The organism is Micromonospora sp. NPDC050784 (assembly GCF_044456765.1).
GTDB lineage: Bacteria > Actinomycetota > Actinomycetes > Mycobacteriales > Micromonosporaceae > Micromonospora > Micromonospora foliorum.
The window spans coordinates 206,862-226,002 of record NZ_JBITGG010000006.1; the positions used below are offsets into that span (position 1 = coordinate 206,862).

Annotated in this window: 21 protein-coding genes; 13 read left to right on the plus strand and 8 right to left on the minus strand. The window is 70.6% G+C overall.

What is annotated here, in order from left to right:
• Positions 1 to 48: 48 nt before the first annotated feature.
• Both ACIBD9_RS10785 and ACIBD9_RS10790 read right to left on the minus strand, forming a co-directional pair.
• Positions 49 to 240, minus strand: coding sequence for a DUF397 domain-containing protein (locus tag ACIBD9_RS10785; RefSeq protein WP_396716487.1), 192 nt, complete (start codon positions 238 to 240; stop codon positions 49 to 51).
• Complete coding sequence (locus ACIBD9_RS10790; RefSeq protein WP_396716489.1) at positions 227 to 1,033, minus strand: helix-turn-helix transcriptional regulator; 807 nt, start codon at positions 1,031 to 1,033, stop codon at positions 227 to 229. Before ACIBD9_RS10790 ends, ACIBD9_RS10785 begins: the two co-directional genes overlap by 14 nt.
• Positions 1,034 to 1,273: 240 nt before the next feature.
• Here ACIBD9_RS10790 and ACIBD9_RS10795 point away from each other — a divergent pair, with 240 nt between their 5' ends.
• Positions 1,274 to 1,573 (plus strand): hypothetical protein, encoded by a 300-nt coding sequence (locus ACIBD9_RS10795; RefSeq protein ID WP_396716491.1) that lies wholly within the window; start codon positions 1,274 to 1,276, stop codon positions 1,571 to 1,573.
• Positions 1,570 to 1,833, plus strand: coding sequence for a hypothetical protein (locus ACIBD9_RS10800; protein ID WP_396716493.1), 264 nt, complete (start codon positions 1,570 to 1,572; stop codon positions 1,831 to 1,833). The genes ACIBD9_RS10795 and ACIBD9_RS10800 overlap by 4 nt, the downstream gene beginning before the upstream one ends.
• Positions 1,834 to 1,895: 62 nt before the next feature.
• Here ACIBD9_RS10800 and ACIBD9_RS10805 read toward each other — a convergent pair whose 3' ends face one another.
• From ACIBD9_RS10805 to ACIBD9_RS10820, 4 genes are all read right to left on the minus strand, one after another.
• Positions 1,896 to 4,691 (minus strand): TIM-barrel domain-containing protein, encoded by a 2,796-nt coding sequence (locus ACIBD9_RS10805; RefSeq protein ID WP_396716495.1) that lies wholly within the window; start codon positions 4,689 to 4,691, stop codon positions 1,896 to 1,898.
• Positions 4,692 to 4,847: 156 nt separating this feature from the next.
• Entirely contained in the window at positions 4,848 to 6,068 is a 1,221-nt protein-coding gene (locus ACIBD9_RS10810; protein WP_396716497.1) for a CynX/NimT family MFS transporter, read from the minus strand.
• Positions 6,069 to 6,232: 164 nt separating this feature from the next.
• Positions 6,233 to 7,162 carry an expansin EXLX1 family cellulose-binding protein gene (locus ACIBD9_RS10815; protein ID WP_396716499.1) on the minus strand — a complete coding sequence of 310 codons (930 nt, stop codon included), beginning with the start codon at positions 7,160 to 7,162 and terminating at the stop codon, positions 6,233 to 6,235.
• Positions 7,163 to 7,217: 55 nt separating this feature from the next.
• Positions 7,218 to 7,820: a TetR/AcrR family transcriptional regulator gene (locus tag ACIBD9_RS10820; protein WP_396716501.1), complete on the minus strand. Its 603-nt coding sequence runs from the start codon at positions 7,818 to 7,820 to the stop codon at positions 7,218 to 7,220.
• Positions 7,821 to 7,941: 121 nt separating this feature from the next.
• Between ACIBD9_RS10820 and ACIBD9_RS10825 the strand changes: the two genes are divergently transcribed.
• Positions 7,942 to 8,775 (plus strand): SDR family NAD(P)-dependent oxidoreductase, encoded by an 834-nt coding sequence (locus tag ACIBD9_RS10825; protein ID WP_396716503.1) that lies wholly within the window; start codon positions 7,942 to 7,944, stop codon positions 8,773 to 8,775.
• 42 nt (positions 8,776 to 8,817) lie between these two features.
• Here the strand turns inward: ACIBD9_RS10825 and ACIBD9_RS10830 are convergent, their stop codons facing one another.
• Positions 8,818 to 8,988: a hypothetical protein gene (locus ACIBD9_RS10830; protein WP_396716505.1), complete on the minus strand. Its 171-nt coding sequence runs from the start codon at positions 8,986 to 8,988 to the stop codon at positions 8,818 to 8,820.
• Positions 8,989 to 9,420: 432 nt separating this feature from the next.
• Here ACIBD9_RS10830 and ACIBD9_RS10835 point away from each other — a divergent pair, with 432 nt between their 5' ends.
• The 7 genes from ACIBD9_RS10835 to ACIBD9_RS10865 all read left to right on the plus strand — a co-directional run bounded on the left by ACIBD9_RS10835 (position 9,421) and on the right by ACIBD9_RS10865 (position 15,817).
• A complete protein-coding gene (locus tag ACIBD9_RS10835) occupies positions 9,421 to 10,647 on the plus strand; it encodes an epoxide hydrolase family protein (protein WP_396716507.1) in 1,227 nt (408 codons plus the stop codon).
• Positions 10,648 to 11,589: a redoxin domain-containing protein gene (locus ACIBD9_RS10840; protein ID WP_396716508.1), complete on the plus strand. Its 942-nt coding sequence runs from the start codon at positions 10,648 to 10,650 to the stop codon at positions 11,587 to 11,589.
• Between the two features lie 47 nt (positions 11,590 to 11,636).
• Positions 11,637 to 12,233, plus strand: coding sequence for a GNAT family N-acetyltransferase (locus ACIBD9_RS10845; RefSeq protein WP_396716510.1), 597 nt, complete (start codon positions 11,637 to 11,639; stop codon positions 12,231 to 12,233).
• Positions 12,234 to 12,605: 372 nt separating this feature from the next.
• Positions 12,606 to 13,478, plus strand: coding sequence for a GyrI-like domain-containing protein (locus tag ACIBD9_RS10850; protein WP_396716512.1), 873 nt, complete (start codon positions 12,606 to 12,608; stop codon positions 13,476 to 13,478).
• Positions 13,479 to 13,498: 20 nt separating this feature from the next.
• Positions 13,499 to 13,831 (plus strand): PadR family transcriptional regulator, encoded by a 333-nt coding sequence (locus ACIBD9_RS10855; RefSeq protein WP_396716517.1) that lies wholly within the window; start codon positions 13,499 to 13,501, stop codon positions 13,829 to 13,831.
• Positions 13,825 to 14,835, plus strand: a complete 1,011-nt coding sequence (locus ACIBD9_RS10860) for a hypothetical protein (RefSeq protein WP_396716519.1) — start codon at positions 13,825 to 13,827, stop codon at positions 14,833 to 14,835. The genes ACIBD9_RS10855 and ACIBD9_RS10860 overlap by 7 nt, the downstream gene beginning before the upstream one ends.
• A gap of 28 nt (positions 14,836 to 14,863) precedes the next feature.
• A complete protein-coding gene (locus tag ACIBD9_RS10865) occupies positions 14,864 to 15,817 on the plus strand; it encodes a hypothetical protein (RefSeq protein ID WP_396716521.1) in 954 nt (317 codons plus the stop codon).
• A 3-nt stretch (positions 15,818 to 15,820) separates the two neighbouring features.
• Here the strand turns inward: ACIBD9_RS10865 and ACIBD9_RS10870 are convergent, their stop codons facing one another.
• Positions 15,821 to 16,318, minus strand: a complete 498-nt coding sequence (locus tag ACIBD9_RS10870) for an NUDIX hydrolase (RefSeq protein ID WP_396716523.1) — start codon at positions 16,316 to 16,318, stop codon at positions 15,821 to 15,823.
• Positions 16,319 to 16,494: 176 nt separating this feature from the next.
• On the opposite strand from ACIBD9_RS10870, the gene ACIBD9_RS10875 reads away from it, so the two are divergent.
• The 3 genes from ACIBD9_RS10875 (at position 16,495) to ACIBD9_RS10885 (ending at position 19,126) form a co-directional block, all read left to right on the plus strand.
• Positions 16,495 to 16,698: a hypothetical protein gene (locus tag ACIBD9_RS10875; RefSeq protein ID WP_109820768.1), complete on the plus strand. Its 204-nt coding sequence runs from the start codon at positions 16,495 to 16,497 to the stop codon at positions 16,696 to 16,698.
• An 83-nt stretch (positions 16,699 to 16,781) separates the two neighbouring features.
• Positions 16,782 to 17,615: a histone gene (locus ACIBD9_RS10880; RefSeq protein WP_396716525.1), complete on the plus strand. Its 834-nt coding sequence runs from the start codon at positions 16,782 to 16,784 to the stop codon at positions 17,613 to 17,615.
• Positions 17,616 to 17,695: 80 nt separating this feature from the next.
• Entirely contained in the window at positions 17,696 to 19,126 is a 1,431-nt protein-coding gene (locus tag ACIBD9_RS10885) for an RNB domain-containing ribonuclease (RefSeq protein ID WP_396716527.1), read from the plus strand.
• The last annotated feature ends 15 nt before the right edge of the window (positions 19,127 to 19,141 follow it).

The window sequence follows — 19,141 nt, forward strand, 5'->3', positions numbered from 1 at the left end:
CCTCGCACCGCGCATCGGGTACTGGGCGCTTCCGCCCGGCTGGAGCCGTTAGGGCTGCTCCAGAACCTGAGCGACGAACGCCCGCCAGGCCGCCGGACCGAAGATGAGTGCCGGGCCGGCGGGGTCCTTGCTGTCCCGGACGCCGACGACGCCGGGCAGGTTGTCGGCGACCTCGACGCAGTTGCCCCCGGACGATCCGCTGCGTCGGGACTTGCGCCAGATGGCGTTAGTGAGGTCCATGATGGCTGTGCACTTCCTTCATCAGCTCGTTGGACTGGCGACGTGGGAGTGCTTCGTTCCTCACGTTCTCCCACCTCGTCTGAAGAGTATGGAGCCCATCTTCGTTGTCGACCACGATCCCGCCTAGCTGATTTTCGAGGTGCCCGACCCAGGTCCCGTCACCGGCCCGCGCCAGCGCGAACGGCCCGGACAACCCGATGTGGAGGCCGGCACCCGCTGGGATCACGTGGACGTGAACGTGGGGCAGCTCGGCGACGGTGATGAGGTGGGCGACCTGCTCGGCCATGATGCCGGCGTACTCGTCGCCCGCGCGGCGGAGCGTGGACTCATCCAGCACGGCCACCACCTGCGGCGGCGTGTCACCGGTGAGGATCTTGTGTCGGCTCATGCGGGCGCTTACCTGCTGGTCGACCTCGGTGGCGGACATGAGGTCGTTCAGGCGCATCACGACGCGGGCGTAGTTCTCGGTCTGGAGTAGGCCCGGAATCAGTAGTGGCTCGAAGAGACGAAGCTGTCGTGCGCCACGCTCGGCGTCCAGCCACGGCAGGAACCATGACGGTGCGCCGAGTTTCACCACCAGGCGTCCGAACAACCCGTCGTTGCTGAAGGCGCGGTCCGCTCCCCGGATGAAATCCATCGTCAGCGCTCGGGTGCCGCTCTCCACGGCGCTGACGTGTGAGGCGCTGAAGCCCGCTGCCCGGCCGAACGACTCTTGCGTCATCCCGGACGCTCCACGAGCACGGCGGATCTCGCTCACGATGAAGTCCGCGAGAGGGCTCGGCACGTCAGCCATACAACTCTCCTCAAATTGGAGATCGACTACCCGAGGTGCCACACGTCTGGAGCTGTTCTGCCAGCTCCGGCCCGGACACCTGGAACGCCTTCCGAGCGTAGTGGCCTCCACAGCAGAGTGTCACCAGGCGGCGCGGCTGGCAGGCCCACGAGATCCGGTGGCCGCGTTCGTAACGGGGCCGCTCCTGACGGGCGAGCACTCACGGGAGCGGCCCCTTCCCAACGGCACCAAGGGGAGACCGTGTCCGACGACAAACCCGAGAAGATCGGGAAGATGCAGGCCGGTGACGTGGTCTACCTGACCACCGCGGCGAGCGTGCAGTTCCTGCGCCCGATCTTCGTACGCGTCATCCGCGAGCTGCCCGAGCGGCAAACGTACGACGGATGGGTCTGGATTGAAGGCTATGAGCTGAACGCGGTCGGCGACGCGATGGCGCGGCGCGAGCTGTACGTGATGCGCGCGGGCGTGCGGTTGCAGGCCCTGCCCGTCACACCGACCAGGCCAGCCAAACGCCGCCGAACTCCGGTGCGGGTCGGATGACCGCCCGCCCTCGCCCGCACCTGCCGATGCGCCCGGCGTGGTTGTGCCGCAACTGCGCCGCGCCCTGGCCGTGCAGCCCGGCGCAGCTCGCCCTCATAACCGAGTTCTACGGCCATTCGATCGCGCTGGCGTTCTACCTGGCCGCCTCGATGCAGGAGGCGATCGACGACGTGTACGGCCTGGGCCTGCGCCCGGACCTGCCGTCGATGCACGCCAGGTTCCTCGGCTGGCTGTCGCTGGTCCGCCGGCCACACCGGTAGCCGGGAAAAGAACCGGCCGGGTGGGTCGCTCCCACCCGGCCGGCAACCGGATCCCTAAAACGTCAGTGCTTCTTGAACACCGGCATGGTGTCCAGCGTGGTGGTGATGTTCTGCGTGGTGCCGCCCCGGTACGTCTTCCTGGTGAAGATGTCGGTCCAGCTGTTGCCCGGCGGGAACCACACCGACGTCGTGGCGGTGGTGCCGGGCGTCGTCACGGGTGCCACCAGGTAGTCCGGGCCGTAGAGGTACTCGGAACCGGCGGTGGCGTACGCGGCCTGCTCATTCGGGTACGCCAGGTACATCGAGCGGACGATGGGCGTACCCGTGCGGGTGGCCTCCTTGGCGGCGGCGTAGGTGTACGGCAGCAGCTTCTCCCGCAGGTTCAGGAACTTCTTCGCCGATGCGTTCGCCTCCGGGCCGTACTGCCAGGGCAGCCGGTCGCTGTGGTTGGAGTGCAGCCGGTCGATCGGCTGGAACGTGCCGAACTGGACCCACCGGGCGTAGAGGTCGTCGGGCAGCTTGGTGCTGCCCGGTTCGGTGCCCGGCTCCCGCAGGCCGCCGGTGTGCCCGCCGATGTCGTGGCTGACCGCGGCCAGCCCGGTCGAGGCCGACTCGCCCGGCGTGTAGCCGACCTCCATCTGCAGGGTCGACCAGTCGGAGGTGGTGTCGCCGGTGAAGTGCAGCGTGGTGCGCTTGTCGGCCCACGGGCCGGTCGACACCGGGGTCGGGCTGCTGTAGCCGCCGGCCTGCAACGAGCCGTACGCCCGGGAGAAGGCGAAGCCGGTCTTGTCGGCGTACTGCTGGTTGATCCATGCGTCCGCGGTCACCCCGGCGAGCGAGGACTTCGTGTTGTCGCAGCACCAGTCCAGCCACCAGAGGTCCGGGCCCTTGGTGCCCTTCGGCAGCATCCCGTCGTGGAGCTGCATGTACGCCTTGAGCTGGTCCGGGTCGCCGAAGTCGAACGCGTAGCAGTCGGGACCGCCGTTGCAGCCGACGCGCTGGAGCTTGCCCTTCGCGGTGGCCTGCGCCTGCGCGAACTTCGGGTCCGAGCCGAGGATGCTCGGGTGGATGTTGATGCCGGTGTGTAGGCCCTGCTTCCTGGCCCAGTCGAAGAACGCCTTCGGGTCGGGGATCCGGGTGGGGTCGATGCTCCAGCCGTTCCACTTGTCCGGCGCCTTGACGTCGGTGTCGAGGACGAGCACGTCCAGTGGCACGCCCTCGGCCTTGGCCCGGGTCACCAGGTTCTGGAACTCGGTGGCGGTGCGGTCGTAGTACTCGGAGTACCACACCCCGTACGCCCACTTCGGCAGCAGCTTCGTGGGCCCGGTCAGGGTCGACAGGTCCAACAGAGCGCGGGTGAAGTCCTGCCCGTACGCGAAGACGTAGCCGTCCTGCTCGGCGGCGGGCCGGGGCTTGGTGTCGCTCAGGGCCGAGGCCGAGTCGTCGAGCAGGTACCAGCCGTCCTGGTAGAGCAGGCCCGGTGCGGTGAGTGCGGAACCGGTGACGCCGTCCAGGCCCCGGCGGTAGCCGCCGAGCGGCGCGTGCGGGGCGAGCAGCGGGGAACCCTTGCTGGTGACGGCGACCGTGTCCACGTTGACGTTGCAACTGGCGTCGGTGGGGCAGCCCAGCGCCACGGTGTTGGTGCCGCGGTCGAGGTGGACCGGGACGGAAACGGTGTTCCAGTAGTCCCACCCGCTGGTCGGTGGAAGGGTCGCCGTGACCGGCGCCGCCGTTCCCGCCGTGACCGACATGGTGCGCGCCTGGCTCGGCTGGGCGCCGGCCTGGCCGTTGGCGTACCGGATCTGCACCTGGTAGTCACCCGCCGAGGGAACATCCGTCACGGTGAGCGCGTCGGCGGACGTGGTGCTCTCCAGCCCGGCCAGGAATCCCGTACCGGAAGCGCCGTTGTGGTCGTTCGCGGGCCTCGCGCCGCCGGTCAGCGCGCCGGTCTCGGCCTCGCCCAGCGTGCCGAACCGCAGCGGCTGCGGCTCGGGCGGGGTCGGCGCCGGGAACGCGTCACCCGGGTTGACCACCGCGAGGCTGTCGACGTTCACGTTGCCGGAGTCGTTGGCACCCCGCACGACGCTGATCTCGTGCCGGCCTGCGGTGAGGTCGACCGGAACGCTGGCCAGGCCCCAGGTGTCCCAGTTCGCGGTGGGCGGCAGCGTCAGCGTGCGGCCGGCGTCGCCGTCGACCTGGACCGTCAGGGTCCGGGCCACGTTCTGGCCGTCGCCGCCGGTGCTGTTGGCGTAGCGGACGGAGAGTTGCTTCGTGCCGCCGTCCGGAGCGTCGAGCGCGAACGTGACCGAGTCGCCGGACGAGGCGAAACCGGCCGCGAAGCCGCGTCCGGTGAATCCCTGGTGGTCGGTGGCCACGCCGGGGCCGTTCAACTGCAGCGCCTCGGCCTCGCAGAGCGCGCCGAACGCGCAGGCCGGGGCGGTGTGGCCGGCCCAGGGCTGGCCCTGCACGGTCTGCTTGCCGGCCTTGAGCTGCACGGTGAGGTTGTCGGCGGTGAACGCGCCCGAACCGACCCGGTAACGCAACGTCATCGCGCCGGTGTCGATGGTGAGCCAGCCGTGGTCGACGTGCTTGGTGAAACGCGTACGGGGGAAGTCGTCGCGCCCGATGGCGTTGAAGGTGGCGGCGTCGGTGAACCTGCCGTCCTTCTGGTACTCGGTGCGGATAAGGGTCGGGGACAGCACCTCGAAACGTGCGTTGCCCGACCGTACGGCTTCGTCCTGCGCCCGGCGGTGGTTGGCCTGGGCCGGCGCGGACGGCGCGAGCGCCAGCCCCGTGATGAGGATGCCGATGGCGGCGGCTGCTGTCGCGCTGCGACGGGGTGAGTTCCGATAGAGCAAGATGCGCTCCTCGTCTCATATGGAGGAAATGAGTCGATGACAACGCTGTCACCCACCCGAAACGCATGTCAACGGACCTCGAAGGGTGTCCCTTCTCTCTTTCGTCAGCGGCGAGGAGGGCGTGGGCGCGGATCGCCAGGGTGATCCAGCGGTGCGTCAGCGGGCGAGTTCGTCCTCGACGAACGCGGGCCTTGCGAGCGTGATCGCCGGGATGGCCGCCACGAGGGCGACAGCGAGCAGGAACAGCAGCGGCAGGGTCCACCCGCCGCTCACGTCGTGCAGCAGCCCGACGAGCAGCGGACCGAGCGCGCCGAGCGCGTACGCGACCCCCTGGGCGAAGCCGCTCAGCGCGACGGTGCCGCCGTGGGTTCGGGTGCGAACGTTGATGAGCACGAGGCAGACCGGGAACAGGATCGACCCCGAGCCGATGAGCAGCACCCAGAGCAGTGTGAGTGTGGCGGGCGCGAGCAGCAGGCCGAGGTAGCCGAACACGAAGCTCGCGACACCGGCGGCGATCAGCCAGCCGACATCGCGCAGCCGCGCGACGAGTAGGGGCGCGATGAATGCGCCGGGCACGCTGATGATGCCGGTGACGGCGAGCAGCACACCGGCCTCGGTCGGCGTCGAACCGGCGATGTCGCCGAGGATCTCGGGCAGCCAGGCGAAAGCCGCGTAGGTGCAGATCGTGCTGGTCGAGAACACGACGGTGATCGACAGGGCCACGCGTGACCGCCACAGTCGCGTGACGAGGGCGGAAGGCGCGGACTCGACGGCGACGGCATCCGAGCGTCGCTGGCGGCGCTCCCGCGCGATGATGACGAGCCACGGAACGAGCGCGACCACCGAGGTCACCGACCAGATGCCGAGCAGGAACCGCCAGCCGATCTGCTCGGCGACCGGAGCGGCGACCGCGGCGGGCACGGCCGTGCCCACGCCCACGACGCAGACGTAGACGGCGGTCAGCAGCGCTACCCGGTCGGGGAAGTAGCGCCGCACGATCGGCGGCAGCAGCACATTGCCGATGCCCGTACCGGCGAGCGCGACGACACTGCCGACGAGCAGCACCACGAAGCCCGGGGCAAACGCGCGCACGAGATGGCCGAGGGTCATGAGCAGCAGCGCGAGCACGATGCCGCCGTCGAGGCCGAAGCCACGGGCGACGCGCGGCGCGATGAACCCGGATGCCGCCAACAGGATCGGTGGCAAGGTGCCGAGCAGCCCGACGCCGATGTTCGATATCGGGATGTCCACCCTGATGTCGCCGAGGATCGGCGATATCGTCGCCACCGCCTGGCGCAGGGTGAATGCGACGAGCACGATGCCCAGCAGCGCGGCAGTGCGTCCCGCCCACAGCGGAAGGCTGCGGTGCTCGGACACCCCCCGAGCCTAGTACTCCATCCGGAGATGTTGACCTTGGGTCAGCCGACACGTCAGGTGGCGAGACGCGCCTTGAAGGTTCCCGGGATCACCGTCGGAAGGTACGGCGGGTGCGGAGGACCGAGGCGCGGCGGTGGTTGCCGCCCGCCGCCGCCGGGGCTCGGTCAGCAGCGGGGGCGGTCGAGTGGTGCGGCGGCACCCGCGAGCGCTTCGACTGTCGTCGTCGGTGCGGCCGACTCCGCCGGTGTCGGTGTGGGCGCGGTGGTGGGGCTCGGCGGGGCCACGGGTGAGCTGCTGGGCGTGGGGGAGGCGCTGGCGAGGGTGGCCGTGCTGCGTTGCACCTGCTTGGTGACCAGCCGAATGCCGGTGGCGGTCGCCTGGCGTCCGTACACGTCGGTGACCCTGATGCTGTAGGGCCCGGGGCCGATCCCGCCGTCGATGGTCCAGTGGTTGTCGCTCTGCCGGGCGGCCTTGCGGAAGCCGCCACCCGGGCCCTTCGCCTCGACCGAGCGGAGTGGGTTGCCGTGGTTGCCGACCTGCACCGCGAACCAGTATTTCGAGGCACCGCCCTTCATCCGGAAGGTGAGGCCTCCGTCGAGCGGCGGGTTCACCACCGCCCGGTACGTCACGGATGCGATGCCCTGCGACCGGTCGGCGATCCGGGTGAACGCCTCGGTCGAGAGGTCGATCTTGCTGGGCCCGCAGCCGCCGCACTGGTCCATCACCATGACCCGGACCTTGCCCTTCGGGCCGCTCACCTCCAGGTAGCTGCCGCAGGCCGCCGATCCGGAGTACTGGGACGCGCCGAGGGCCACGTAGAGCCGGTCCGCCGGCGGGCCCGGGAAGGAACAGTTGCCGCCCGAGCGGCCCGCGTCGTAGAAGCTGGCCTTTCCCTTGTGGACGGCGTTGCCCGTCGGCGGCGCGGCGCAGGCCGGGGTGGCGCCGCCGCGTACGGCGAGGGTGATGCCGAGGACGGCGGCCAGGGCGGTGACCCCGGCGCCGGCCAACCAGTGTCTGACCCGCCGACTCAACCGAGGTGTGCCGTTGTTGCTGGCCGGGGTGTCGTCGTCGGGGGCCGTGCCTGGTGCCGTCACGGCGCCTGATGTTGCCGCACCGTGCTGTGGCAGCGCAAAGTCGTCCCACCGATCGTCACTCGCCGGATCGGCGGGGGCGCAATCCGTTGAGGGCGGTGGCGACGACGAGGTCGACGTACTCGGCGGTGAGCGGCCCGCTGCGTTGCAGCCAGCGGTTGAGCACCGGCCCCCAGATCATGTCCACCGCCACACCGAGGTCGACGTCGTCGGCGATCTGGCCCGCCTCCTGGGCGCTGCGCAGGCGTTGCCGCTTGGCCTCCTTCAACGGCCCGTCCAACCGTTCGGCGTACGCCGCCGCCAGCTCGGGGTCGAGCGCCATCTCGGTGGCCAACGCGCGCATCGGTTGCTCGTACCGTGGGTCGTTCATCTCCTCGACCGTGGCGTGCAGCACCACTGTCAGGTCCGCCGCCAGGTCGCCGGTGTCCGGCAGGGTCGGCGGCCCGCCCTCGGTGGCCTCGCTGAGCATGAGGAAGGCGTCGAAGATGACCGCGCCCTTCGAGGGCCACCAGCGGTAGATGGTCTGTTTGCCGACGCCGGCCCGCGCGGCGATGCCCTCGATGCTGAGCTTCGCGTACCCCATCTCCTGAAGCAGGTCGAAGGCCGCAGTGAGGATGGCGCGTCGGGAGGTCTCTCTCCGGCGGGCCGTGTTCGGCGTCATGAGGCAGAACCATACCAGCAACGAGACGAACCGTCTCGTCTTGACGGTGGTGGCGGGGCGGGCCTAGTCTTCTGGCATCGCGAGACGGACCGTCTCGTCTTGAAATGGTGGGGAGACGCACATGCGTACCTGGTTCATCACCGGTGCCAGCCGCGGCCTGGGCCGCGCCTTCGCCGACGCCGCGCTCGACCGCGGCGACCGGGTGGTCGCCGCCGCCCGGACCATCGCCCAGGCCGACTTCGACGAGAGGTACGCCGACCGGTTGCTGACCCTGACCCTCGACGTGACCGACCGGGCGGCGGTCGTCGCCGCCGTGAACACCGCCGTCGAGCACTTCGGGCGGCTCGACATCGTCGTCAACAACGCCGGCACTCTGTCCATGGGCATGATCGAAGAGTTCACCGAGGCCGAGGCGCGTGCCCAGTTCGAGGTCAACCTCTTCGGCGCGCTCTGGGTCAGCCAGGCCGTGCTGCCGCACCTACGCGCCCAACGGTCCGGCCACATCGTGCAGGTCTCCAGCATCGCTGCGCTCGGCGGGTTCCCGAGCACCGGCCTGTACAGCGCGAGCAAGTTCGCCCTGGAGGGCATGAGTGAGGCCCTGGCGATGGAGGCCGCAGCCTTCGACATCAAGGTCAGCATCCTGCAGCCGGGCGGATACTGGACCGACCTCTACACCAGCGTCCGCGCCACCACCCCGACGGACGCCTACGCGCCACTGCGCGCCGAGCTGGAACGGCAGTGGGCGGAAGGCTCGATCGACAGCGAGCCCCGGCTGGCCGCCGAGGCGCTACTGCAACTGGTCGACAGCGACGACCCGCCGCTGCGGCTCCTGCTCGGCAGCATGGTGTACGACCTGGCGTTCGACATCGCCCGGCGGCGGATGGACACCTGGGCGGGCTGGGAGCAGGTCAGCCGCGCCGCCGAGCGCGCCGTCGCGGCCCCCGCCAGCTCGTAGCTGGCCCACCCGGGGCGGGCCACGACCGGCACACGCCCGCGCTCACTCGCCCCAGTCGAGCTGATGATCGGGTACGCCGACAGTCCGGCCGTGCTCCACGGCGGCCTCTCTTCCCGCGCGGTCACCCTTGGTGTAGCGGAAGACGCGCCCAGGGAAGACGACCACGTGGTCATCTCCGACCTCGAAGTCCGCGTACCAACCTTGATCGCTCACCAGGGCCCCAGCCAGCGCGGCCGCCACCTCGTCGGCTGCTTCGTCGGGTGCCTCGAAATCCAGGAAAGTCCAGACGCTCGGCTGCTCAGCCGACGTTGAGTCAGATACGTCGTGTCTGCCTACACGAACGACGTGTAGCGACGGTATGCGCACATCGACGCCGACACGGAGGCTTTCGGTCAGTAGTCGTCCCCGCAACATCGACCGACCTTCTCATGTGGACGGGCGTCGGGGACACCCTGATGGTCGGTGTGTCGAACGATGTTCGGGAGGGCGCCAAGTAAGTGGCAACTTCGCCAACCATCGCGGTCGGCCGACACTAGGCTCCGAGATATGGCGGCGGCGTGCCGAATCGTTGGCACATAGGTCCGGGCAGCCTTCACCGATGCTTTCTCCTCGCGAGGCGCAAACCTAGACGGAGAGGAAACACGCATGGCCGTCAAAACCAAGACTCGTCCGGGCACCACGGAGATTCGGCCGTTCTCGGTCGACATTCCCCAGGCCGACCTCGATGACCTGAAGAGGCGCATCAAGGCCACTCGCTGGCCGGACAAGGAAACGGTGGACGACCAGTCGCAGGGCGTGCCACTCGCGACGATTCAGGCCGTCGCCCGCTATTGGGAAAATGAGTACGACTGGCGCAAGGTCGAGGCGCGGCTGAACGCCGTACCGCAGTTCATGACCACCATCGACGGCGTGGACATCCACTTCATCCACGTGCGCTCGAAGCACGAGGACGCGCTGCCGCTCATCGTCACCCACGGGTGGCCCGGGTCGGTGATCGAGCAGGTGAAGATCATTGAGCCGCTCACCGATCCGACGGCACACGGCGGGAGCGCGTCGGACGCCTTCCACCTGGTGATCCCGTCGCTACCCGGCCACGGTTTCTCCGGTAAGCCGACCGAGCCGGGGTGGAACCCTCAAAAGATCGCAACCGCCTGGACCGAGCTGATGAAGCGTCTCGGCTACAACCGGTTCGTCGCGCAGGGCGGCGACTGGGGCGCGGTCATCGTCGACCAGATGGGCATCCAGGCGCCTCCGGAACTGCTCGGCATCCACACCAACATGCCCGGTGCGATCCCACCCGAGATCGACCTGTTGTTCCAGGGCGACACCACCGGCGCGAACAACGCCATGGGCTCGCTGCCGTCCGGCCTCTCCGACGACGAAGTGCGTGCCGCCGAGGAAGCCAACTACGTCTGGAAGCACGTCGCGTACGCCCTCATGATGGCGACACGTCCGCAGACCCTGACCGGGCTGGCGGATTCTCCGGTCGGCCTGGCCTCCTTCCTGCTCGACCACGACGCGAAGAGTCTGGCCCTGATCGCGCAGGTCTTCGACGGCGCCAAAGCGGGCCTCACCCGCGACGACATCCTGGACAACATCTCGCTCTACTGGTTGACGAACACCGCGATCTCCGCGGCCCGTCTCTACGCGGAGAACAAGCTGTCGTTCTTCGCCGCCAAGGGCGTGAAAATCCCGGTCGCCGTGAGCGTCTTCCCCGACGAGCTGTACGAGGCCCCGCAGAGCTGGGCCGAGCAGGCGTACTCGAACCTCATCTACTACAACAAGCTCGACGTGGGCGGGCACTTCGCGGCCTGGGAGCAGCCGAAGATCTTTTCCGAAGAGCTTCGCACCGCCTTCCGGTCGCTTCGCTAGATGGCCGTGCACCTGCCCCCGCTCAGCGGGGCGGTCGAGTGGCTCAACTCCGAGCCACTCGGCCCCGCCGACCTGGGTGGGCGCGTCGTCCTGGTCAACTTCTGGACGCTGACCTGCATCAACTGGCTGCGCCAGGAGCCGTACGTGCGTGCCTGGTCGCAGGCCTACCGCGACGACGGGCTGGTCGTCATCGGGGTGCACACCCCGGAGTTCGCATTCGAGCACGACGTCGACTGGGTGCGGCGGGCGGTCGCGGCCCGATCGATCGACTACCCGGTGGCGGTCGACAACGACTACACGATCTGGCGCGCCTTCGCCAACCAGTACTGGCCGGCGCTCTACTTCGTCGACGCCGACGGCGTCATCCGCGACGAGCACTTCGGTGAGGGACGCTACGAGCAGTCCGAGCGGGTGCTCCAGCAACTGCTCGGCATCGAGCGCGCACCCGTACCGGTCAAGGGGCTCGGCCCGGAGGCGGAGGCCGACTGGACCAACCTGCGCACGCCCGAGACGTACCTCGGTTTCAGTCGCGGCGAACACTTCGCGTCGCCCAACGGCCCGGCGCTCGACGAACGCCGCGGCTACCAGGTGCCGGCGAGCCTCGGCCTCAACCAGTGGGCGCTGGCGGGGGAGTGGACGATCGGGTCGGAGAACGTCGTGCTCGACGAGGCCGGCGGCGGCATCGCGTTCCGGTTCCACGCCCGCGACGCGCATCTCGTGCTGGCCCCCGGGGCCGGTCGGTCGATCCCGTTCCGGGTGCTGCTCGACGGCGCGGCTCCCGGCCCGTCCCACGGCGTCGACGTCGACGAAGCCGGCAACGGCGTACTCCAGGACGGCCGCCTCTACCAGCTCGTCCGCCAGGACGGCGCGGTCGGTGAGCGGACCCTGGAGATCACGTTCGGCGAGCCCGGCGCCGAGGCGTACGCCTTCACCTTCGGCTGACGCGCGCCCACCCCGGCGCGCGGCAGCGGATAGTGTCGACTGCTGTGATGACGCCCGAGATCACCATCGCCACCCCAGCAGATCGTGAGGCGGTGGTCGGTTCGCTGGTCGCCGCGTTCGTCAAGGACCCCGTCCTGCGGTGCCTGTTCCCCGACGAGGAAACCTATCCCCGGTACGCCGCCGCCTTCTTCGGTCACCTCTTCGACAAGCGGGTGCACCGGTCGTCGATCTGGACGATCGGTGGCGGCGCGTCCGTCGCCATCTGGGAGCCGCCGGTTGACGCCCCGGTTGACGCCCCGGCCGTTGCGCCGCACGTCGACCCCGGGTCGCCGGAGGAAGCGCGATACCCCGCCGACGTGCTGGCCCGGGTTCAGCACTACGACGACGTCGTACACGCCGCCCTGCCGACGTACCCGTTCTGGTACCTCGGTGTCCTGGGCACCCACCCCGACAGCGCCGGACGCGGTTGGGGTCGTGCCGTCATGCGGGCCGGGCTGCGTCGCGCCGCCGCCGACGGCCTGCCGGCGATCCTGGAGACCAGCAACCCGGGCAACGTGGATCTGTACCGTCGCGCCGGCTGGGAGGTGGTGGGCTCCCTGTCGGAGCCCGTGCCCACCTGGATCATGCAGCAGCCGGCCCGCTGAGAAGTCACGGTCGGTGGTGACGCACGGCCCGGTTCCGGTGGCTTGCATCCACGCCCACCGCAGATCTTGGACAGTTTCCGTTAGCAGCTAACGGAAACTGTCCAAGATCTACGTGACCTTCGGCGACGACGGACTCCCACGTCCGTGGCGGCTCGCCCACCAGGCCGGCGTCGACCTGTTCGGGGGTGCCGTGAAAGCGCTGCACCACGTCTTGCGGATACTCGGCCACGTCAACCTCCTCGGGAAGCAAAGTCCGCCAGGCTACGACACGACGACCGGTGCGGCCGTACCCGACCGATGCGGGCATCGGATGTCGGGTGGGCCACGACTCCCGCCGCCTAGCGTCGGTGCTCGAAAGGAAAGGAGGCCCGGGTGTTGGATCGGCTCAACGAGGCCCTGGCGTACATCGAGCGGCACCTCGACCAGAAGATCGAGGTGGCCGAGCTGGCGCGGATCGCGCTGACGTCGGAGTACCACTTCCGGCGGCTGTTCTCCGCACTGGCCGGCATGCCGCTGTCGGAGTACATCCGTCGGCGTCGGCTCACCGTCGCCGGCGCGGACGTACTGGCGGGGGAGCGGACGTTGCTCGACGTCGCGGTGCGCTACGGCTACGGCTCCACAGAGGCGTTCGCCCGTGCGTTCCACGCCGTGCACGGCGTGGGGCCCGGAGAAGCTCGGCGTACGGGGGCAGCGTTGCAGGCCCAGCCCCGGATGTCCTTCCGACTCACCGTCGAAGGGAGCGGCAGCATGGAGTACCGAATCGTCGACAAGGACGCGTTCGCGCTGGTGGGGCGAAAGGCCCGGGTCCCGCTGGTGCACGAGGGGATAAACCCGGCGATCGTCGCGTTCATCCGGAGCATCGACACGGAGACGACCGGGCGGATCGAGGCGCTCTCCGATCAGGAGCCGAAGGGGATCGTCAACGTCAGCGACAACCTCGCCGACAGCCGGCAGGAGGGCACCGAGCTGGACTACTGGCACGGTGTGGTGACCAGCGCCGCGCCGCCGGAGGACCTGGACGCGCTGCCGGTGCAGGCCGGGTCGTGGGCGGTGTTCACCACGTCCGGTGCGTTCCCGCAGGCGGTGCAGTTCCTGTGGCGTGACGTGTTCACCCAGTGGTTCCCGTCCAACCCGTACCGCAGCCGACCCGGACCGGAGATCTCCCGGGTCCGGGTGTCCGCGGACGGCACCCAGGCGGACGCCGAGCTGTGGATTCCCGTCGAACGGGTGCCCACCCCTATGTAGAGTTCCGATACAGTGGTCGGATGCGGATGACGATTCCGGTCGCGAAGGTGCTCGCGGCGCTGCTCGCCGAGCCCGACGAGCAGCGCTACGGGCTCGACCTGATGCGACTGACCGGCCTGCCCAGTGGCACCCTCTACCCGGTGCTGCACCGGCTGCAGGGGGCCGGCTGGCTGGCCGCCGACTGGGAGGCGATCGACCCGGTCGCGGCCGGCCGGCCGGCCCGCCGCTACTACCGGCTCACCGCCGAAGGGGTGACGCAAGCCCGCCAGGCACTCGCCGACCTGCGGGCCGCGATCCCCGACGGTCGCCGCTCGTGGGGCGGCACCGAGCCCACCGGAGCACCGGCGTGGTGACCCGCCGGGTCGCCGAGCTGCTGTTGGAGTTGGCCGCGCGTCGCTGGCCGGCCGATGTCCGCGACGACCTGCGCCGCGAGTGGGCCGCCGAGCTGCACGTGCTCGCCGCGAGCGGTCGCTGGACGACGATGGTGGGCTTCGCGGTCAGTCTGGCCGTCAGCCGCGCCGGCGCCCCGATCGTCGACCGCACCCTGATGCGTGGTCGGGCCGGCCGCACCGTCGCCGCACTACTGCTGTCCCCGATCGCCTGCGTCGGGATTGTGCTCGTCAGCGCGTACACCCTGTACCCGATTCAGCGTTGGTTGATGTCCGAGACCTTGTCCGACCGTACGCAGAAGCCTCTCTGGACGGCGCTCACCCTCGGGATGGCGCTGCTGCTGGCGGTGTTCGCCGCGCGTTGGGCCCGGCACACCGCACTCGATGGTCCGCTGCGCATCGCGGTCGGCGTGGTGCTCCCCGTCGGGGTGGCAGCGGTTCCGTTCGTCTACGTCATCTATCCGGACCGGCCTTTGGCTGCCGTACCCGGTCTCCTGCTGTGGCTGCTGGGCCTGACGCTGGCGGTCTGGGCTGCGGCGAGCCTCGCCGCCCGGGGTCGACTCCGCGCGGCCTGGTGGGTGGGCGTCGTCGGCGCCCTTGTCGCGGCCGACCTCGCGGTGATCCTCGCCATCGCCGGCACGGTGCCAGGCGGTTTCAGCGGCCCCCCGCTGTCACCGGACACCGTCGACGGGATCTCCGCGCCGCTGTGGCTCTTCGTCTCCTGGACGGAGTGGAACTTCGGCCTTCCCCGGCCGGTCCAGTGGGAGATCATCCTGATCAGCGAACGGCTGTTGGTGGAACCGATGTTCTACCTGGCCTGCACGCCGTACGCGCTCGCGTACGCCATCCGGGCGGCCCGGTCCGCGCCCACCGCGCCGGTGGCTCTGGCACAGACGAGCAGCGCCACGGGCTGGGCATACAAGGCGAGCGGAAAGCCCCACCGGGGTCCCCGAGCGGCGAACGGGTGAGGACAACGGGAGCAAGCGGAGCGCCGGCATGGTGACCCGCCGGATCGCCGAGCTGTTGCTGGGGCTGGCTGCCCGCCGTTGGCCGACCGACGTCCGCGACGACCTGCGCCGCGAATGGACCGCCGAGCTGCACGTGCTCGCCGAGAGCGGCCGCAGGACGGCGATGGTCGGCTTCGCGGTGAGCCTGGCCGTCAGCCGGGCCGGCGCCCCGCTCGTCGACCGCAACATGATGCGTCGGCGGGCCCGGCGTACCGCCGCCGCCCTGCTACTGGCCCCGCTCGCCTGCGCCGGCATCGTGGTCGTCAGCGCCCTGGCCATGAGTCAGGTCTACACCTTGCTGTCGATGCGGGTGAGCTGGTCGACCGCGGCGCAGTTGCCGCTCTGGTCGACGCTGACCGTCGGCCTCGCGGTGCTGTTGGCGAAGTACACAGCACGGTCGGCCCGGCACACCGCGCTGCAGGGCCCGCTGCGTATCGCACTCGGCGTGGTGCTCCCCGTCGGTGTGGCCGCACTCGGGCTCATGTCCGTCCTCAACGGCAAAGTCTTCGGCAGCTTCGTACCCGGTCTGCTGCTCTGGTTGGCTGGTCTGACGCTGGCCCTCTGGGCTGCGGCGGGCCTCGCCGCCCGGGGTCGGGTTGGCGTCGCCTGGGCGGTTGGCGTCGTCGGCGCGCTCGTCGCCGCCGACCTGGCCGTGATCCTCTTCGTGGTCCAGACCATTCCGGGGCCGGGCACCGTACCGGCCGACGCGATGACACCGGACAGCGTCGACCGGATCTCCGCGCCGTTGTGGCTCTTCGTCTGCTGGACGGACTGGAACTTCGGCCTGCCCCGCCCCACGTCGTGGGAGATCTTCCTGATCACCGACCAACTGTTGCTGGAGCCGATGTTCTACCTGGCGTGCTCGCCGTACGCGCTCGCGTACGGCATCCGAGCGGCCCGGTCCGCGCCCGAGCCGGTCGCCCTCGCGCCGACCCCGGTGTGAACCTCAGTCGGGTACGTCGTCCCACGTCGTACCCGGCTCCAGGTAACCGGCCAACTGGTTCTCGCGCAGCGCGTACGCGATGACCAGCAGGGCGTGCTTGTCCAGCTCGGGCAGCCGGTCCAACGGGAACCACCCCACGGCCAGCGACTCGTCGTCGTTGACCCGGGCGGTGCCGGCCACCAGCCGGCACAGGAACCCCAGGTTCAGGTATTCGCACCGGTCCCCGTTCGGGTACGTGTGCGGGTGCGACACCGCGCTGGACATCCGCACCGGCGCGACGTCCAGGCCCGTCTCCTCGCGCACCTCGCGGACCAGCGCGGTGGCCGGCTGCTCGCCCGGCTCGACGAAACCGCTGACCACCGACCAGCGCCCGTCGTCGGCGCGCTGGCCGAGCAACAGTTCACCGGCGTCGTTGCGGACCACCGCGCTGACGCTCGGCAGCCAGAGCAGGTCGTGGCCAACGTGCTTGCGCATCCCCACGATGTAGTCCGGAATCGCCATCCGGCGATCATAGATGTGCCCCCGCCGCGGGGCTCACCTGCGCATCTTCTGGTCTTCCAGTCCCACGCGTTTCGCCATTTCGGCCCGGCAAACGCAATGCATATCTACTGTGGAGATCGTCGGCGACTTGTGCGATCCGGTGGCGGCCGGCCGGTTCGCGGTGCACAGTGATTCCCATGAGCGACAGCGGACGTGGTGGGCAGTTCTACTGGTGCACCCGGCATCACCGGGTCGAGACGGACGCCGACGTGTGTCCGGCGAAGCACGTTCTCGGCCCGTACGACTCGGCAGCCGACGCGGAGAACGCCCTGCAACGGGTGCAGGAGCGGAACGAGGCGTGGGATGCCGAGGACGCTCGTTGGGCCGGGGAGGACAGATAGGCGGCGCGGGACGGCTCGCGCCGAGGTATTTCGTGCTCCGCGAGGACGCACGCGAGAGCACGTCCCCCGAGGAGGGAACCACGATGGCCGAAGCACAGCAGGCCACCAAGCGCCCGGCCGCCCGACGCACCACCGCGAAGAAGACCGCCGCGGCGGAGCGGAACACGGCGGCGAGCCGGACCACCCCCGTTCGCAAGTCCACCACGGGTGCCGCGAAGGCACCGGCCCGCAAGGCCGCCGGCGGGGCGGGCCGCGCCCCGGCCAAGAAGACCACCACGGCGGCCAAGAAGGCCCCCGCGAAGAAGGCCACGACCACGACCACCGCCGCGGCCAAGAAGGCGCCGGCGAAGGCCTCGACCACCACCCGCAAGACGACCACCGCCGCCAAGCGGGCCCCGGCGTCGACGGCGCGTAAGACCACCGCCGCCGCGAAGAAGACCACCGGTACGGCGAAGAAGACCGTGAGCGCGGCGAAGAAGACCACCACCTCGGCGGCGAAGAAGACCACCGCCGCCGCGAAGGCCCCGGCGCGCAAGGCCGCGACGACGGCACCGGCGCGGAAGACCGCCGCCAAGGCACCGGCGCGCAAGACCGCGACCAAGGCGTCCGCCGCCAAGAAGACAGCGACGAAGAAGGCCACCGCCAAGAAGGCCCCGGCCAAGAAGACCGCGTCCACCCGCCCCAGCGGCGGCGCGCGTAAGGCTCCGGCCAAGAAGGCTCCGGCCGCGAAGGTGACGGGCACCTCGTCGACCACCGCCCGCAAGGCGGCCGCGAAGAAGGCCCCGGCGAAGAAGACCGTCGCGGCCAAGGCGCCGGCCCGCAAGGTGACCGCCCGCAAGTCACCGGCCCGCCCGGTCGCGGCCCGAGCCACCGCCCCGAGGGGTACGCGCAGCGCCGCTCGGAAGGCGACCGGCTGAGCGCGGGCCACCCCTCGCCGGGCGGATTTCTCGGCCGCTCACCGGAAGCGGATCACCCGTGGCACTGTCAGGATTGACCCGTGGTCATCCGACGCGTACTCGCGCCCCGCATCGACTTCGGCGCGTTGCGCCGCGAGCTCGGCCTGTCCGAGGAGTTCCCGGCCGACGCCCAGCGTGAGGCCGACGAGGCGGCCGCGGCACCGCCGCGGCCGTCCGTCGACCGCACCGACATACCGTTCGTCACGGTCGACCCCGCCACCTCGCGGGACCTGGACCAGGCGATGCACCTCGCCCGCCGCCCGGGTGGGGGCTACCGGGTGCGGTACGCGATCGCCGACGTCGCCGCCCACGTCACCCCCGGTGGGGCGTTGGAGGCGGAGACCTGGCGGCGGGGGCAGACCATCTACCTGCCCGACGGGAACGTGCCGCTGCACCCGCGCACCCTCAGCGAGGGCGCCGCGAGCCTGCTGCCCGACGACGACCGGGCCGCGGTGGTGTGGACCATCGACCTGGACGCCGACGGCGGCACCGTGGCCGTCGAGCTGGAACGCGCCCTCGTGCGCAGCCGGGCCAAACTCGACTACACCGGGGTGCAGGCGGCAGCCGAGGCCGGGCGGCTACCCGACCCGATCGCGCTGCTGCCGGAGATCGGCGACCGGCTGACCGCCCGTGGGTTGCGGCGCGGGGCCATCAACCTGCCGTTGCCCGAGCAGGATCTGGAGCCCGACGGTGAGGGCTGGCGGCTGGTGCTGCGCGCGCCGGCGCTGATGGAGGAGCACAACGCGCAGATCTCCCTGCTGACCGGGATGGCCGCCGCCGACATCATGCTGGGCGGTCGGGTCGGCCTGCTGCGGACGATGCCGGCGCCCAAGCCGGAGGCGGTGCAGCGGCTGCGGGCCGCCGCCGCGCCGCTGGGCGTGCACTGGCCGGACGACGTGGGCCCGGGGCAGGTCATCGCCGGTCTGGACGCCGCACAGCCGCGCGCCGCCGCGTTCATCGACCAGGCGGCCGAGCTGATGCGCGGTGCCGCGTACACCGCCTTCGACGGGGAGCTGCCGGAGCAGCCGGAACATGGTGGCGTGGCGGCCGCGTACGCGCACGTGACGGCGCCGTTGCGGCGGCTGGCCGACCGGTACGCCACCGAGGTCTGCCTGGCCCTGCACGCCGGCCAGCCGGTGCCCGACTGGGCCCGCACCGCGCTGCCCCGGCTGCCAGAGGTGATGGCGAGCACCGACCGGGTGGCCTCGGCGGCCGCCCGTGGCGCCGTCGAGTTGGCCGAGGCGGCGGTGCTGGAGCACCGGGTGGGCGAGACCTTCGACGCGGCCGTCCTCGACGTCGACGCCCCGCCCAACGGCAAGTCCCGGCCCCGACCACCCGGTGGCACCGTCGCGCTGGACGCCCCACCGGTACGCGCCCGCTGCCACGGCCAACTTCCCCTCGGCGAACGGGTCCGGGTCCGCCTGGTCACCGCCGACCCGGCGGCCCGCACCGTCCTCTTCGAGCTGGCCTGACCGGGCCGCCGGCTC

Bases quoted from the DNA above. Each gene is read 5' to 3' on its own strand.
- ACIBD9_RS10785 (WP_396716487.1), bottom strand. From the start codon at position 240: ATGGACCTCACTAACGCCATCTGGCGCAAGTCCCGACGCAGCGGATCG.
- ACIBD9_RS10790 (WP_396716489.1), bottom strand. From the start codon at position 1,033: ATGGCTGACGTGCCGAGCCCTCTCGCGGACTTCATCGTGAGCGAGATC.
- ACIBD9_RS10800 (WP_396716493.1), top strand. From the start codon at position 1,570: ATGACCGCCCGCCCTCGCCCGCACCTGCCGATGCGCCCGGCGTGGTTG.
- ACIBD9_RS10820 (WP_396716501.1), bottom strand. From the start codon at position 7,820: ATGACGCCGAACACGGCCCGCCGGAGAGAGACCTCCCGACGCGCCATC.
- ACIBD9_RS10825 (WP_396716503.1), top strand. From the start codon at position 7,942: ATGCGTACCTGGTTCATCACCGGTGCCAGCCGCGGCCTGGGCCGCGCC.
- ACIBD9_RS10835 (WP_396716507.1), top strand. From the start codon at position 9,421: ATGGCCGTCAAAACCAAGACTCGTCCGGGCACCACGGAGATTCGGCCG.
- ACIBD9_RS10840 (WP_396716508.1), top strand. From the start codon at position 10,648: ATGGCCGTGCACCTGCCCCCGCTCAGCGGGGCGGTCGAGTGGCTCAAC.
- ACIBD9_RS10845 (WP_396716510.1), top strand. From the start codon at position 11,637: ATGACGCCCGAGATCACCATCGCCACCCCAGCAGATCGTGAGGCGGTG.
- ACIBD9_RS10855 (WP_396716517.1), top strand. From the start codon at position 13,499: ATGCGGATGACGATTCCGGTCGCGAAGGTGCTCGCGGCGCTGCTCGCC.
- ACIBD9_RS10865 (WP_396716521.1), top strand. From the start codon at position 14,864: ATGGTGACCCGCCGGATCGCCGAGCTGTTGCTGGGGCTGGCTGCCCGC.
- ACIBD9_RS10870 (WP_396716523.1), bottom strand. From the start codon at position 16,318: ATGGCGATTCCGGACTACATCGTGGGGATGCGCAAGCACGTTGGCCAC.
- ACIBD9_RS10875 (WP_109820768.1), top strand. From the start codon at position 16,495: ATGAGCGACAGCGGACGTGGTGGGCAGTTCTACTGGTGCACCCGGCAT.
- ACIBD9_RS10880 (WP_396716525.1), top strand. From the start codon at position 16,782: ATGGCCGAAGCACAGCAGGCCACCAAGCGCCCGGCCGCCCGACGCACC.